We start from the raw sequence: 14,237 nt of genomic DNA on the forward strand, positions 1-14,237 counted from the left end.
GCCGATGATCGCGCTCATACAGCGTGTGAAGCGCGCCGATGTGCGCGTGGGCGAGCGCGTGACCGGCGCGATCGACGCGGGCTTGCTCGCGCTGGTCTGCGCCGAGCGGGGCGACAACGAAGCCGCCGCCGACAAGCTCCTCGCCAAGATGCTCGCGTACCGCGTGTTCAGCGATGCCGCGGGCAAGATGAACCTCCCGGTGCAGAACATGGATGGCGCGGGCCGCGCGGGCGGCGTCCTGCTGGTTTCGCAATTCACGCTCGCCGCGGATACGTCGAGCGGCCTGCGCCCGAGTTTCACGCCCGCCGCTCCGCCCGACGAAGGCAAGCGGCTTTTCGATTACTTCGTCGAGCAGGCGCGCGCGAAGCATCCGATCGTCGAGACGGGCGAATTCGGTGCGGAGATGCAGGTGTCGCTCGTCAATGACGGGCCGGTTACTTTCTGGCTTCAGGTGCGTCCATGACGACTCAGGTTCTTTTCATCCGGCACGGCGAGACCGACTGGAATCGCATCAAGCGCATTCAGGGGCATATCGACATTCCGTTGTCCGAGCACGGCTTCCTGCAAGCCGAGCAGCTCGGAGCACGCCTTGCTCGCGAGGGCCGTATCGACGCGGTTTATTCGAGCGATCTGCAACGCGCGCAGCAAACGGCGCGTCCTTTCGCGGATGCTTTGGGGCTCGAATTGCGTTTGTCGGAAAAATTGCGCGAGCGATTTTACGGCGCGTTTCAAGGCCACGACAGCGACGAAATCAACGACAAGTTTCCCGCTGAATACGTCGAATGGCAGACGCGCGATCCCGGGTTTTCACCGCCCGGCGACGGCGAATCGCAGCGCGTGTTTTATCACCGCGTCGTGCATGCGACGGAACCGATCGTTGCCGCGCATCCGGGCGGACGTATCGCGGTCGTCGCGCATGGCGGCGTGCTCGATTGCAACTATAGATTCGCGATGAAGCTGTCGCTGCAGGAACCGCGCATGTGGCCGCTGCTCAATTGCAGCGTCAATGTGGTGGAGTATGAGGGCGGCGGCGCGACGGTTGTGTCGTGGGGCGATGTCACTCATCTGTCCACGGATACCGACGACGACAACTTGCGCAAGCGCGCCTAGCCGTTGCTCGTATCCCAAAGATCCCGAATCGGCCCGGCATCCGGCGCGGCAAGACCAAAGTGCCGATAAGTAAGCATCGTCGCGACGCGGCCGCGCGGCGTGCGCTGCAAAAACCCTTGCTGGATCAGATACGGCTCCAGCACGTCCTCGATCGTGTCGCGCTCCTCACCGATTGCCGCGGCGAGATTGTCCACGCCGACCGGCCCGCCATCGAACTTGTGCAGGATCGCTTCGAGCAGCTTGCGGTCCATCAGATCGAAGCCGACAGGATCGACGTCGAGCATCTTCAGCGCTCGGTCGGCGACATCGGAGGTAATCATGCCGTCCGCTCTGACTTCGGCGTAGTCGCGCACGCGGCGCAGCAGGCGGTTCGCGATCCGCGGCGTGCCGCGCGAGCGCTTCGCGATTTCCAGCGCGCCTTCGGGCACGATCTCGGCCTTCAACAGCGACGCCGACCGTGACACGATACGCGCCAGCTCGCTCGCGTTATAAAACTCCAGCCGCGACACGATGCCGAAGCGGTCACGCAACGGATTCGTCAGCATGCCCGCGCGCGTGGTCGCGCCGACCAGCGTGAACGGCTGCAGATCCAGCTTAACGCTGCGCGCGGCCGGTCCTTCGCCGATCATGATGTCGATCTGATAATCCTCTAACGCCGGATACAGGATTTCCTCGACGACCGGAGATAGCCGGTGAATCTCGTCGATGAACAGCACGTCATTCGCTTCGAGATTGGTCAGGAGCGCCGCGAGATCGCCCGCGCGCTCCAGCACCGGGCCGGAAGTCTGCCGCAGATTCACGCCCATTTCCCGCGCGATGATATGCGCGAGCGTCGTCTTGCCGAGACCCGGCGGTCCGAACAGAAGTACGTGATCGAGCGCTTCGGAGCGCCGCTTGGCCGCTTCGATGAAAATTTCGAGCTGCCCGCGCGCCTTTTCCTGCCCGATGTATTCGTCGAGCTTGTGCGGGCGCAGCGCGCGCTCGAACGCTTCCTCGTTCGGCGAGACGGGCTTGGCCGAGATGACGCGTTCGGCGGCGAGTTTGTCGGTTTCGATCATGGGTCGATTGTACAGCGAGGATTCTCGCGGCGAATCTGGCCGAACGGCCTAGGCCGTCACGCCTTCGAGAGCGCCTTCAGCGCCAGCTTGATGCCTTCGGACACGCCCGTGCCCGCCGGCACGTTCTTGACGGCGGCGAGCGCTTCCTTCTCGGAATAGCCGAGCGCGAGCAGCGCGTTGAGGATATCGGATGCGTGATCGGACTGTGAAACCGTGCCCGCGATCGCGCCGAGATCCGCGCCGAGCTTGCCTTTCAGTTCGAGCAGCAGCCGCTCCGCCGTCTTCTTGCCGATGCCGGGCACGCGCGTGAGGCGCGCGGCGTCCTGCGTCGTCACGGTCTGCGAAAGCTCGTGCACGCTCATGCCCGAAAGCACGGCCAACGCCATCCGCGCGCCGATGCCGCTGATTTTCAGCAACTCGCGGAACGTCGAGCGTTCTTGCGCGGTGAGAAAGCCGTACAGCAGATGCGCATCCTCGCGCACGATCAGTTGCGTGAGCAGCACGACTTTTTCGCCGGTGTTCGGCAGGTTGTAGAACGTGCTCATCGGCACGTCGATTTCGTAGCCAACGCCGTTGCAATCGACAAGCAGGTGCGGCGGATTTTTTTCCAGCAGAACGCCAGCGATGCGACCGATCATGTGTTTGAACCAGGAAAAGTGTTATTAGCCGATGAGCCGGCCGCGACGCACGCGCAAGCCTTTCTTCGCAAGCCCCGGCGCGATGCCGCCCAACGCCGCGAGACCGGTGCCCCCGTGCGCGTGACAGATGGCCATGCCGAGCGCGTCGGCGGCGTCGGTGCTCGGCACGCCGGAGAGGCTCAAGAGACGCACGACCATCTGCTGCATCTGTTCCTTCGTCGCGCGTCCGTAGCCGACCACGGCCTGCTTCAACTGCAACGCCGTGTATTCCGCAACCGGCACGCCGCTCGCGACGAGCCCGCAAATGGCCGCGCCGCGCGCCTGCCCGAGCAGCAGCGTCGATTGCGGATTCACGTTGACGAAGACTTTTTCGATCGCGGCCTGATCCGGATTGTGCTGCGAGATGAGCGTCGAGATACCGCTGAAGATGGTGTTCAGGCGCGAAGGCAAGTCGGCATCGGCCGTCTTGATGACGCCGCTCGTCACGTAAGTGAGCGTGTGCCCCGTCTTGTCGATGATGCCGAAGCCCGTCACGCGCAGGCCGGGGTCGATGCCTAGGATTCTCATTCGTTCGCGATGCGCGTAGTCCAAATCAAAAAGGCCTGCTTGCGCCGTTCTAGCGCAAACAGGCCAATCTTAAATGAAGCAGACGGGATTAATGACGGAAATGACGCGTGCCGGTGACGATCATCGCGACATTGTGTTCGTCGGCGGCGGCGATCACTTCGTCGTCGCGCATGGAGCCGCCCGGCTGGATCACGCAGGTCGCGCCCGCATTCACGACGACATCGAGGCCGTCACGGAACGGGAAGAACGCATCCGAGGCCACCGCCGAGCCGTTCAGCGTCAGACCGGCGTTCTGCGCCTTGATGCCCGCGATACGCGCCGAATCCACGCGGCTCATCTGGCCCGCGCCGACGCCGAGCGTCATGCCGCCGCCGCAAAACACGATCGCATTCGACTTCACGTATTTCGCGACGCGCCACGCGAACATCAGATCGTCCATTTCCTTCGGCGTGGGGTGGCGCTTCGTCACGACCCGCAGTTCGTGCGGCTGCACGTTCTTCGCATCGAGCGATTGCACCAGCAGGCCGCCGCCGACGCGCTTCAGATCGAACGTGTTGTGACCGTCGCCGAGCGCGATCTGCAACAGGCGCACGTTCTGCTTCGCCGCGAACACGGTGCGGGCCGCGTCGCTGAACGACGGCGCGATCAGCACTTCGACGAACTGTTTCGCGACCGCTTGCGCGGTGGCTTCATCGACTTCGCGATTGAACGCGATGATTCCGCCGAACGCCGAGGTCGGGTCCGTCTTGAACGCCTTCGAGTACGCTTCGGCCGAATTTGCACCAACCGCCACGCCGCACGGATTCGCGTGCTTGATGATGACGCACGCGGGCGCATCGAACGTCTTCACGCATTCCCACGCTGCATCGGAATCGGCGATGTTGTTGTACGACAGTTCCTTGCCCTGCAACTGCTCGTAGTTCGCGAGCGCGCCGGCGGGCACCGAAAGGTCGCGATAGAACGCCGCGCTCTGATGCGGATTCTCGCCGTAGCGCAGATCCTGAACCTTCTCGAACGCCATGTTGAAGGTCGCCGGATACGTGTTGCGGCTCGCATGCTGCAGCTCTTCGGTCAGGCTCGTCAGATAGTTCGTGATCGCGCCATCGTATTGCGCGGTGTGCGCGAACACCTTCGTCGCGAGACGGAAGTTCGTCTTGTAGCCGACGGCATTATTGTTCGCGCGCATCTCTTCGAGCACGGCGGCGTAATCGGCCGGATCGACGACGACCGTCACGTCGCGATGATTCTTCGCCGCCGAGCGCAGCATGGTCGGGCCGCCGATATCGATGTTCTCGATCGCGTCTTCCAGCGAGCACTCTTCCTTCGACACCGTCTGCACGAACGGATAAAGATTGACGACCAGCAGATCGATGGTCGGAATATCGTGCTTTTCCAGCGCAGCCATGTGCTCGGGCAGGTCGCGGCGCGCGAGAATCCCGCCGTGAACCTTCGGATGCAGCGTCTTCACGCGCCCGTCGAGCATTTCCGGGAAGCCGGTGTAGTCGGCGACCTCGGTCACGGGCAGGCCCGCGTCGGCGAGCAGTTTCGCGGTGCCGCCGGTCGAGAGGAGCTTGACGCCGAGTTCCGACAGCGATTTGGCGAAATCGACGATGCCGGATTTGTCGGAAACGGAGAGGAGCGCTTGCTTGATCATGATGAACACTGAAACCGAAAAGGGAAACCAGGCCGGACCAAGGCGCGCGCCTCAGTCCGCAGAATCAAATCAATCCGTGCTGCTGAAGCTTCTTGCGTAAGGTGTTGCGGTTGATGCCGAGATACTCGGCAGCGAGCGATTGGTTTCCGCCCGCCTGCTCGAGCACCACTTCGAGCATCGGTTTTTCCACGCACGAAATCACCATGTCGTATACGTCGTGCGGGTTGGAGCCGTCCAGGTCCTGGAAGTAGTTGTCGAGGCTCTGGCGGACGCATTGTTCGATGTTATGTCTGCTCATGCGGCAATCAGTCGGTCTGTCGTGTTGTTGTTCCCGCCGCACGATTCTTCCCCGTCCGCGTCTTCGGCGTCTCCGGACTCGTCCACATAGACGAGGCGGTCCGACAACGCCTTTTGCGCGTCAAAGAATTCGTTGACGGCGAGCAATTGTTCTTTGGTCGTGTCCAGCGTGTTCATCCGGTGCCGGAAGGTGTTGGCGCCGGAAAGGCCGCGAGTGTACCAGCCGATATGCTTGCGCGCAGTCCGTACGCCCGTGAATTCCCCATAAAAGGCGTAGTGATCTTCGAGGTGTTCGTTCATCACCTGCTGGATCTCGTCGATGCGCGGCGGCGGCAAGCGCTCGCCCGTCTTCAGAAAATGCTCGATTTCGCGAAACAGCCACGGACGACCCTGCGCCGCGCGGCCGATCATGATGGCGTCGGCGCCGGTCGCGGCGAGCACGTCGCGCGCTTTTTCGGGCGTCGCGATGTCGCCGTTCGCGACGACGGGAATCGTCACCGACGCCTTCACGGCCGCGATGGTGTCGTACTCCGCGTCGCCCTTGTAGAGATCGGCGCGCGTGCGGCCGTGGACGGTGAGCATCGAAATGCCCGCTTCCTGCGCGATCCGCGCAATCGTCAGCGCGTTCTTGTTCTCGCGATTCCACCCCGTGCGAATCTTGAGCGTGACGGGCACGGCGTCCGGGCCCACGCCGACCGCCTGCACTACGGCTTCCACGATGCGCGCGACGAGCGGTTCGTTCTGCAGCAGCGCCGAGCCCGCCGCGACGTTGCACACCTTCTTGGCCGGACAGCCCATGTTGATGTCGATGATCTGCGCGCCGTTCGCGACATTGTGGCGCGCGGCTTCCGCCAGCATCTGGGGATCGGCCCCGGCGATCTGCACCGAGATCGGCTCGACCTCGCCCGCGTGGTTCGCGCGGCGCATGGTCTTCTCGCTTTTCCACAACTGCGCGTTCGACGCGACCATCTCCGACACCGCGTAGCCCGCGCCCATGCGCTTGCAGAGCTGCCGGAACGGGCGGTCGGTGACGCCTGCCATCGGAGCGACGAACAGGTTATTGCGCAGGACGTGTGAACCGATGGTGGGCATGAAGGCTAAACGATCCGCGCTGCGTTTCCGGCAAAGGCCGGGTCAGGCGGATGCAACGTTGCTTAAGGGGAAACGCATATTTTAACGCGAAGAGCGTGCTGAATTTAAGAGCAATCGCATGCAAGTCTTTAAATCTTCTATGAAAGAAGGCGCGTTCATAGAGGATAAGTTCCTTCGTTTAGCGCAGACGGATGCCTTTTTCCGTGCCGGATCAACGTCGCTGGCCGAACATCATCTGCCGGGCGAGCGCGGATTTCACCGGCGGGAGGAACTCCAGCGCGGTGAGGGCGAGACCGCGCATCGCTGCCAGCGGCGGGAAATCGACCGTGAAGATGCGCGCGAGCGTGTCGGTGGCGCCGATCGTCAGTCGCCGGTCGAGCGCGCGGCGCTGCGCGAAGCGGGCGAGCGCGAGCGGGCGCGGGCCGTCGGCGGACAGCGCGTCGGTGAGCGCGAGCGCGTCGCGCAAGCCGAGGTTCAGGCCCTGACCCGCGACCGGATGCAGCGTCTGCGCGGCATTGCCGATGGCGACGGCGCGCCTGTCGACGAGCACGTCGAGCGCGGTCAGGCCGAGCGGAAACGCCGCGCGCGATGCGATCCGCGTGAAGCGGCCCATGCGCGTGCCGAAGGCGGCGCCGAGTTCGGCGAGGAAAGTGTCGTCGTCGAGTTGCATGCGGCGCGCGGCTTCGTCGGGCGTGCTGCACCAGACGAGCGAGTAGTCCGCGTGACGCTGACCGCCGCATGGCAGAAGCGCGATCGGCCCTTCGCTGGTGAAGCGTTCCCACGCGACATTCGCTCGCGGATCCGACACGCTCACCGTGCCGACAATGGCCGTTTGCCCGTAATCCCGCGCGCGGCGCTCGCCGGGCGCGGGAACATCGCTCTTCTGATACAGACCGCCCTCGGCGTTCACGAGCACTTTCACGCGGATAGTGCGTTCGCCGCCCGGCGACTGCAGCGGCAGCGTGACGCCGTCGTGATCCTGCAGCGGCGCGAGGGCGGAGGTATCTGTGCACCAATCGACGTTGGTCGAGCGCACCGCATCGGCGAGCGCGCCGACGAGCGAGCCGTAGCGCACCACATAGCCTAGTTCGGGCAATTCGTGCTCGTCGTGCTCGATCAGCGTGCGGCCGAAGTGTCCGCGCTGCGACACGTGAATGCGGCGGATCGGCGTGGCGTCACCGGGGAAGCCGAGCGGCTGGAGCATCACGCGGCTGCCGTGCGACAGCGCGAGCGCGCGCGGATCGCTGGCGGCGGCATCGGGCGTGCGCGCATCGATGAGCGCGATGGAGAGCCGCGATGTCGCGCTGCGCCGCGCGAGCCAGCCGGCGAGCGCGAGCCCGACCGGCCCCGCGCCGACGATGGCGATGTCGTAGTTGAAATGCGGTTCGATGCCTTGGACGTCGCTCATGTTCAGTTTGCGTTTGAATCGCGCATCAGCGCTTCGATCTCGTTGGCGGCGACGGGCACCTCACGCGTGATCAGCTCGCAGCCGCTTTCCGTGACGATGGCGTCGTCCTCGATGCGGATGCCGATGTTCCAGTACTGCTCCGGCACATCTTCGGCGGCGCGCACGTAGAGACCCGGTTCGACCGTGAGCGCCATGCCGGGGGCGAGCATGCGCCAGGGACGCGCGCCTTGCTCGTCGAGCGGGCCGTCGGCCTCGCGATATTCGCCCGCGTCGTGCACGTCCATGCCGATCCAGTGCCCCGTGCGATGCATGTAGAAGCGCGCGTAGGCGCGTTGCGCGAGGACGTCTTCGACGCTGCCGAACTTGGTCTTGTCGAGGATGCCGGTATCGAGCAATCCTTGCGACAACACTTTCAACGCCGCCTGATGCGGTGCGTCGAAGCTCACGCCGGGGCGCGTCGCATCGACGGCTGCAGCCTGGGCCGCGAGCACGATGTCGTAGAGCGCTCGCTGCGCGGGCGTGAAGCGGCCGCTCGCGGGGAACGTGCGCGTGATGTCGGATGCGTAGCCGTCGAGTTCGCACGCAGCGTCGATGAGGATCAGGTCGCCGTCGCGCGCGATCGCGTTGCCCGCCGGATAGTGCAGCACGCAGGCGTTCGCCCCCGCCGCGACGATCGATCCGTATGCCGGCGCCTGCGCGCCGTGTCGGCGGAATGTGTAAAGCAGCTCCGCTTCGATCTCGTACTCGCGCATGCCGGGGCGACATGCGCGCATCGCGCGGCGGTGCGCTTCGGCCGAAATCGATGCCGCGCGGCGCATGATGGCGATTTCATGCGCGTCTTTCACGAGGCGCATCTCGTCGAGAATCGGCAGCAAATGCTCCGCGCTGGCGGGCGCGCGCACGCCGCTGCGGCTCTGCGCGCGCACGGCGGCAAGCCAGTCGCGCACTTGCGCATCGAGTTCTTCCGACGTGCCCAGCGCGTAGTGCAGCGCGGGCTTGTCGGCGATGAGCCGGGGCATTTCCTCGTCGAGCGCGTTGATGGGGAACGCGGCGTCGAAAGCGAAGGCGTCGCGCGCGGCGTCCGGGCCGAAGCGAAAGCCTTCCCACGTTTCGCGTTCCGCGTTTTTCTCGCGGCAGAAGAGGATCGATGCGGGCTCGCCTTCCTTCGCGCTCGCGTTCAGGACGAGCGTCGCCTCGGGTTCGTTGAAGCCCGTCAGATAGTAGAAGTAGCTGTCGTGCCGGAAAGGGTAGTCCGTGTCGCGATTGCGCATGACTTCCGGCGCGGTCGGCACGATGGCGACGCCGCCGCCTCGTGCACGCAGCGCGGCGAGAACGCGCTCGCGGCGCGTGCGGTAAATATCGACGGCGATGGGGCTGGCGAGTTCGGTCGGTGAGTTCATGCGCCGATTGTAGCGCCGGCTTCGCGATCACGGCATCTGGCCATTCGGCATAGGCCGAAACGCATCCGGGACGACGCCGTATTGCCCGTAAATCGGCCTATGCCATTCGGCCGAATGGTTTCACGCGCGCCGCCGCCGCATACTTGTTTCGAAGGCGGCGCGGACGGCGGCGCGGACGGCGGCGCGGTTCATTCGCCGGCGGGACGATTGCGCACGCTGCCCGCGATCAGATCGAAGCGGAACAGGCGGCATTCGAGCGCGCCATTGAAAAGCGGCGTCTTCGTCGATTCACGCAGCCGCAACAGGCCCGGCAGCTTGCGGTCGGACGTGAGCACGTACGCCCGCCAGCCGGGAAAGCGCTGCTTCAGCGCGTTGCCGAACGAGACGAAGAATTCCGTGTCGGCCGGATCGGGCTGCGCGCGCGCGAATGCGTCGTCGTCTTCGCGGCGGGAGCGCGGCGTATCGCGGATCTCGCCGCGCGGACCGCGCCCGCGCACTTCGATCCGTTCGCCGTACGGCGGATTCGCGAGGAGGATGCCCGGCGCGTCGGTGGGCGGGACCATGTTGCGGGCGTCGATCTGCTTGAGCGACAAATCGGTGATGCCCGCGCGGCCGAGGTTCGCGCGCGCCTTTTCGAGCATGTCGCCGGAAATGTCGCTGCCGAAGATGCTCAGCTCGGCTTGCGTGGCGCGGGAGGCACGGCGTTGTTCGAGGGCGGCCGTCTTGAGCTTCTGCCACATGCCCGGATGAAACGGCTTCAGCTTTTCGAAGCCGAAGCGCCGGTCGTTGCCCGGCGCGATGTTGAGCGCGGTTTGCGCCGCTTCGGCGAGGAAGGTGCCGCTGCCGCACATCGGATCGAAAAGCGGCGTGCCGGGCGTCCAGCCGGTGAGGCGCAGGATGCCGGCCGCGAGATTTTCGCGTAGCGGCGCGGCGCCTTTGTCCAGGCGCCAGCCGCGCTTGAAGAGCGGTTCGCCGGAGGTGTCGAGATAGAGCGTGCACTCGTTCACCGTGAGGAACGCGAACACGCGGACGTCGGGCTGCGCGGTATCGATGCTCGGACGCGCGCCGGCGACGTCGCGCAGGCGATCGCAAACTGCATCTTTCACGCGCAGCGTCGTGAATTCGAGGCTCTTCACCGGCGATTTGATCGCGGTGAGATCGACGCGCATCGTCTGGCTGGGCGTGAACCATTGCTCCCAGCGTTGGCGATGCGTGAGTTCATAGATGTCCTGCTCGCTGCGATACGGGCCTTGCGCGACTTTCAGGAGCACGCGGCTCGCGATGCGCGAATGCAGGTTCGCCGCCATGCCCGCGACCCAGCCGCCCCGGAAGTGGACGCCGCCGGGCACTTGCGCGCCGACGATCAGCGATCCGCCGCCCGACAGCGGCGCGTTCGCCACATGACGCTCTCCGATCTCCGAAAGCTCGGCGGCGAGCGGCGCTTCGAGACCGCGCGGGCAGGGGACAAACCAGTCGAAGAGTGGGGAGGACATGAGCTACTTTGAGGGACGTTTAAAGGCGGTATTGTACGCGCGTGCTTCAATGGGCCCGGACGTCGTCGCTCGATGCAGACAAACCCGCGCCTTTCGCGATGGCGACGGATACGAATCGTCGGCCGATCGTTTCCGTCGTGCCGAATTCGGAAAGTTCGTCTGTTGCTACAACGGCCAGATCTCCAGAGTCTGATTTGGCGAAACCCGCCAATCAAAGGAGATTCCATGCCGAACGTGTACGTTGAACCACTTCCGAAGCATCGCGAGGGAGCAATCGAAGGCTACGCACTCGAACTCTCAGCCACGCTACGACTGACCACCGTGGACTACAGAACGCAAGCGGAAGCGATAAAGGCCGCGCGAGCCAACGGCCATAAACCTTTGGTCGCTCGTGTGAGAAAAACGGATAAGGGCAATCCGGATCACTGGCGGGCAGCAGATTAAGTACAGGCCTTTGACCTTGCAGCCGCGCCCGGAATCCACCGGGGCGCGGCTGTCGGACCAGGCGGGTGGTTATTCCACCGCCTTCATCATGTCCTCCACCACCTTCTTCGCGTCCCCGAACACCATCATCGTCTTGTCCATATAAAACAGTTCGTTATCGAGTCCGGCATAACCCGCCGCCATCGACCGCTTGTTCACGATGATCGTCCGCGCCTTGTACGCTTCGAGAATCGGCATCCCGGCGATAACGGACTTCGGATCGGTCTTCGCGGCAGGGTTCACCACATCGTTCGCCCCGAGTACGAGCACCACATCCGTCTGACCGAACTCGCTGTTGATGTCCTCCATCTCGTGCACCATCTCGTACGGCACTTCGGCTTCGGCCAGCAGCACGTTCATGTGACCCGGCATGCGCCCCGCGACCGGGTGAATCGCATACCGCACATCGATGCCTTTCTCGACGAGCTTGTCCGTCAGCTCCTTCAGCGCGTGCTGCGCGCGCGCCACGGCAAGACCGTAACCCGGCACGATCACCACGCTTTCCGCATTGCCGAGCATGAACGCGGCGTCATCGGCGGAACCGGACTTGACCGGACGCTGCTCCGTCGAGCCGCCCGCAGAAGCACCGCCCGCCTCGCCGCCGAAGCCGCCGAGAATCACGTTGAAGAACGACCGGTTCATCGCCTTGCACATGATGTACGACAGAATCGCACCCGACGAACCCACCAGCGACCCCGCGATGATCAGCATCGGATTGTTCAGCGAGAAGCCGATGCCCGCCGCCGCCCAGCCCGAGTACGAGTTGAGCATCGACACGACCACCGGCATGTCCGCGCCGCCGATCGGAATGATGATCAGCACGCCGAGTGCGAACGCGATGATCGTCATGATGATGAACGGCAGCCACGACTCGGTGAGCATGAAGATCACGCCGAAGCCGATCATCGCGATGGCGAGCAGCAGATTGATCAGATGCTGCCCCGAGTACACGACCGGCGCGCCCTGAAACAGCCGGAACTTGTACTTGCCGGACAGCTTCCCGAACGCGATGACCGAGCCCGAGAACGTGATCGCGCCGACGAACGTGCCGATGAACAACTCGACGCGATTGCCATACGGAATCGGCTCGCCGAGCGGGGCGAGACCGAACGCGGCCGGCTCCGCAACCACGCCGTACGCGATACACACCGCCGCGAGACCGATCAGCGAGTGCATCGCCGCGACGAGCTCGGGCATCTTCGTCATCTCGACTTTCGCCGCGATGTACGCGCCCGCACCGCCGCCGACGATCAGCGCGACGAACAGCAGCGATAGCCCGAGCGCCAGATTCGCCTCGAGATAAGCGGCCTGCTTAACGATCAGCGCGAGCGTGGTGAGAATGGCGATTGCCATGCCCGCCATGCCGAACGTGTTGCCGATACGCGCGGTCTTCGGATTGGACAAGCCCTTGAGCGCCTGGATGAAACACACCGAGGCGACGAGATACAGAAGGGTGACGACGTTGAGGCTCATTTACGCGCCCTCCTTGACCGCAAGCTTCTTCGGCTCTTTCTTCTTGAACATCTCGAGCATTCGCCGTGTGACGAGAAAGCCGCCGAACACGTTCACCGCCGCGAGCAGCACGGCGAGCGTGCCGAAGAACTTGCCCGCGACACCGACCGTGAGGCCGACCGCGAGCATCGCGCCGACGATGACGATCGCCGAAATCGCGTTGGTCACGGCCATCAGCGGCGTATGCAGCGCAGGCGTGACGTTCCACACGACGTGATAGCCGACGTAAATGGCCAGCACGAAGATGATGAGGTTGATCACCGTGTGATTGATGACATCCATGTGCGTCTCCGTATCGGCGTTAAGCGGCCGCACGCGTGACTTGCCCATCGCGGCACTGGAGCGTGGCCGCGACGATGTCGTCCGCGAGGTCGATGTTGAGCGTGCCTTCCTTGGTGATGATGAGCTTCAGGAAGTCCAGAAGATTGCGGGCGTAGAGCGCGGAGGCATCGGCGCCGACCATCGAAGCGAGATTCGTGTGGCCGACGATATGCACGCCGTGCTTCATCACCACCTGATCGACTTCGGTGAGCGGGCAGTTGCCGCCTTTCCGTCCCTCGAACTCGGGTCCGCGACCGGCGGCGAGATCGACGATCACGGAACCCGGCTTCATGTGCTTGACCGTTTCGATGGAGATGAGCGTCGGTGCGGGACGGCCGGGAATCAGCGCCGTCGAGATGACGATATCCGCCGCCTTCGCACGTTCGTGCACCTGCGCCGCCTGCCGCGCGAGCCAGCTTGGCGGCATCGGACGCGCATAGCCGCCGACGCCGACCGCAGCCTCGCGTTCTTCATCGGTTTCGAAGGGCACATCGACGAACTTCCCGCCGAGCGATTCGATCTGCTCGCGCACAGCCGGACGCACATCGGATGCTTCGACGACCGCGCCGAGACGCTTGGCCGTGGCGATCGCCTGCAAGCCCGCGACGCCCGCGCCGAGCACCAGCACGCGCGCCGCCTTGACGGTGCCGGCGGCGGTCATCAGCATCGGCATGAAGCGCTGGTAATACTGGCAGGCGATCAGCACGGCCTTGTACCCGGCGATGTTCGCCTGCGACGAGAGCACGTCGAGACTCTGTGCGCGCGTGGTGCGGGGCGCGGCTTCGAGCGCGAACGCGGTGACGCCCGACGACGCGAGCCGCGCGGTGTTTTCAGTGTTGAAGGGATCGAGCATGCCGATGAGCACGGCGCCCGGTTTGAGCATCGCCAGTTCGCTTTCGCTCGGCGATTGCACCTTGAGGACGATTTCGGCGGAAAAGGCCGTGGCCGCATCGACGAGATCCGCGCCCGCTTGTGCGAAGGCATCGTCGATATAGCTTGCCGGCAAGCCCGCGCCGCTCTGGACGGAAACGCGATGTCCTTGCGTGACGAGCTTTTTGACCGTTTCGGGCGTAGCGGCGACGCGCGCCTCGTTCGCCCGCGTTTCAGCAGGCACTCCGATGTGCATCTTCAAATCCTCCTGTCTTTGTTGCCCTATTCGCCCCGGGGAAGGGTTAGGAAGGCTTAAGGCTGAGTAGTTATTTCA

Annotated in this window: 15 protein-coding genes; 3 read left to right on the plus strand and 12 right to left on the minus strand. The window is 64.4% G+C overall.

Annotated features, from left to right (window positions below; translation table 11 throughout):
* Positions 1 to 4: 4 nt before the first annotated feature.
* Together dtd and PQR08_RS12605 are read left to right on the plus strand one after the other, a co-directional pair.
* Positions 5 to 463 carry a D-aminoacyl-tRNA deacylase gene (gene dtd, locus PQR08_RS12600; RefSeq protein ID WP_035497684.1) on the plus strand — a complete coding sequence of 153 codons (459 nt, stop codon included), beginning with the start codon at positions 5 to 7 and terminating at the stop codon, positions 461 to 463.
* Positions 460 to 1,110 carry a histidine phosphatase family protein gene (locus PQR08_RS12605; RefSeq protein WP_408161323.1) on the plus strand — a complete coding sequence of 217 codons (651 nt, stop codon included), beginning with the start codon at positions 460 to 462 and terminating at the stop codon, positions 1,108 to 1,110. The genes dtd and PQR08_RS12605 overlap by 4 nt, the downstream gene beginning before the upstream one ends.
* On the opposite strand, the gene ruvB is transcribed toward PQR08_RS12605, so the two are convergent.
* From ruvB to PQR08_RS12650, 9 genes are all read right to left on the minus strand, one after another.
* Positions 1,107 to 2,168 carry a Holliday junction branch migration DNA helicase RuvB gene (gene ruvB, locus PQR08_RS12610; protein WP_187607494.1) on the minus strand — a complete coding sequence of 354 codons (1,062 nt, stop codon included), beginning with the start codon at positions 2,166 to 2,168 and terminating at the stop codon, positions 1,107 to 1,109. The two genes, PQR08_RS12605 and ruvB, sit on opposite strands and share 4 nt — an antisense overlap.
* A 56-nt stretch (positions 2,169 to 2,224) precedes the next feature.
* On the minus strand, positions 2,225 to 2,806 hold the full coding sequence (gene ruvA / locus PQR08_RS12615; RefSeq protein ID WP_187607495.1) for a Holliday junction branch migration protein RuvA: 582 nt from the start codon (positions 2,804 to 2,806) through the stop codon (positions 2,225 to 2,227).
* A gap of 24 nt (positions 2,807 to 2,830) precedes the next feature.
* Positions 2,831 to 3,373, minus strand: coding sequence for a crossover junction endodeoxyribonuclease RuvC (gene ruvC / locus PQR08_RS12620; RefSeq protein ID WP_187607496.1), 543 nt, complete (start codon positions 3,371 to 3,373; stop codon positions 2,831 to 2,833).
* An 88-nt stretch (positions 3,374 to 3,461) separates the two neighbouring features.
* Positions 3,462 to 5,027, minus strand: a complete 1,566-nt coding sequence (purH, locus tag PQR08_RS12625; protein WP_238209738.1) for a bifunctional phosphoribosylaminoimidazolecarboxamide formyltransferase/IMP cyclohydrolase — start codon at positions 5,025 to 5,027, stop codon at positions 3,462 to 3,464.
* Positions 5,028 to 5,091: 64 nt separating this feature from the next.
* Positions 5,092 to 5,325, minus strand: a complete 234-nt coding sequence (locus PQR08_RS12630; RefSeq protein ID WP_008351548.1) for a Fis family transcriptional regulator — start codon at positions 5,323 to 5,325, stop codon at positions 5,092 to 5,094.
* Positions 5,322 to 6,416 carry a tRNA dihydrouridine synthase DusB gene (dusB, locus tag PQR08_RS12635; RefSeq protein ID WP_371880203.1) on the minus strand — a complete coding sequence of 365 codons (1,095 nt, stop codon included), beginning with the start codon at positions 6,414 to 6,416 and terminating at the stop codon, positions 5,322 to 5,324. The genes PQR08_RS12630 and dusB overlap by 4 nt, the downstream gene beginning before the upstream one ends.
* Positions 6,417 to 6,627: 211 nt before the next feature.
* On the minus strand, positions 6,628 to 7,824 hold the full coding sequence (locus PQR08_RS12640) for a UbiH/UbiF/VisC/COQ6 family ubiquinone biosynthesis hydroxylase (RefSeq protein ID WP_408161324.1): 1,197 nt from the start codon (positions 7,822 to 7,824) through the stop codon (positions 6,628 to 6,630).
* Between the two features lie 2 nt (positions 7,825 to 7,826).
* A complete protein-coding gene (locus tag PQR08_RS12645; protein WP_408161325.1) occupies positions 7,827 to 9,224 on the minus strand; it encodes an aminopeptidase P N-terminal domain-containing protein in 1,398 nt (465 codons plus the stop codon).
* A gap of 188 nt (positions 9,225 to 9,412) precedes the next feature.
* Positions 9,413 to 10,717: a THUMP domain-containing class I SAM-dependent RNA methyltransferase gene (locus PQR08_RS12650; protein ID WP_408161326.1), complete on the minus strand. Its 1,305-nt coding sequence runs from the start codon at positions 10,715 to 10,717 to the stop codon at positions 9,413 to 9,415.
* Positions 10,718 to 10,942: 225 nt separating this feature from the next.
* On the opposite strand from PQR08_RS12650, the gene PQR08_RS12655 reads away from it, so the two are divergent.
* Positions 10,943 to 11,161: a hypothetical protein gene (locus PQR08_RS12655; protein WP_075583800.1), complete on the plus strand. Its 219-nt coding sequence runs from the start codon at positions 10,943 to 10,945 to the stop codon at positions 11,159 to 11,161.
* A gap of 69 nt (positions 11,162 to 11,230) precedes the next feature.
* Here the strand turns inward: PQR08_RS12655 and PQR08_RS12660 are convergent, their stop codons facing one another.
* Genes PQR08_RS12660 through PQR08_RS12670 form a run of 3 tightly spaced genes read right to left on the minus strand, consistent with a single transcriptional unit; the run spans position 11,231 to position 14,159 of the window.
* Positions 11,231 to 12,673, minus strand: a complete 1,443-nt coding sequence (locus PQR08_RS12660; protein ID WP_238209742.1) for an NAD(P)(+) transhydrogenase (Re/Si-specific) subunit beta — start codon at positions 12,671 to 12,673, stop codon at positions 11,231 to 11,233.
* Entirely contained in the window at positions 12,674 to 12,994 is a 321-nt protein-coding gene (locus PQR08_RS12665; protein WP_035497951.1) for an NAD(P) transhydrogenase subunit alpha part 2, read from the minus strand.
* A 19-nt stretch (positions 12,995 to 13,013) separates the two neighbouring features.
* Complete coding sequence (locus PQR08_RS12670) at positions 13,014 to 14,159, minus strand: Re/Si-specific NAD(P)(+) transhydrogenase subunit alpha (protein WP_035497703.1); 1,146 nt, start codon at positions 14,157 to 14,159, stop codon at positions 13,014 to 13,016.
* Positions 14,160 to 14,237 lie beyond the last annotated feature (78 nt).

It is taken from the genome of Caballeronia jiangsuensis (genome assembly GCF_046030135.1).
Taxonomy (GTDB): domain Bacteria; phylum Pseudomonadota; class Gammaproteobacteria; order Burkholderiales; family Burkholderiaceae; genus Caballeronia; species Caballeronia jiangsuensis.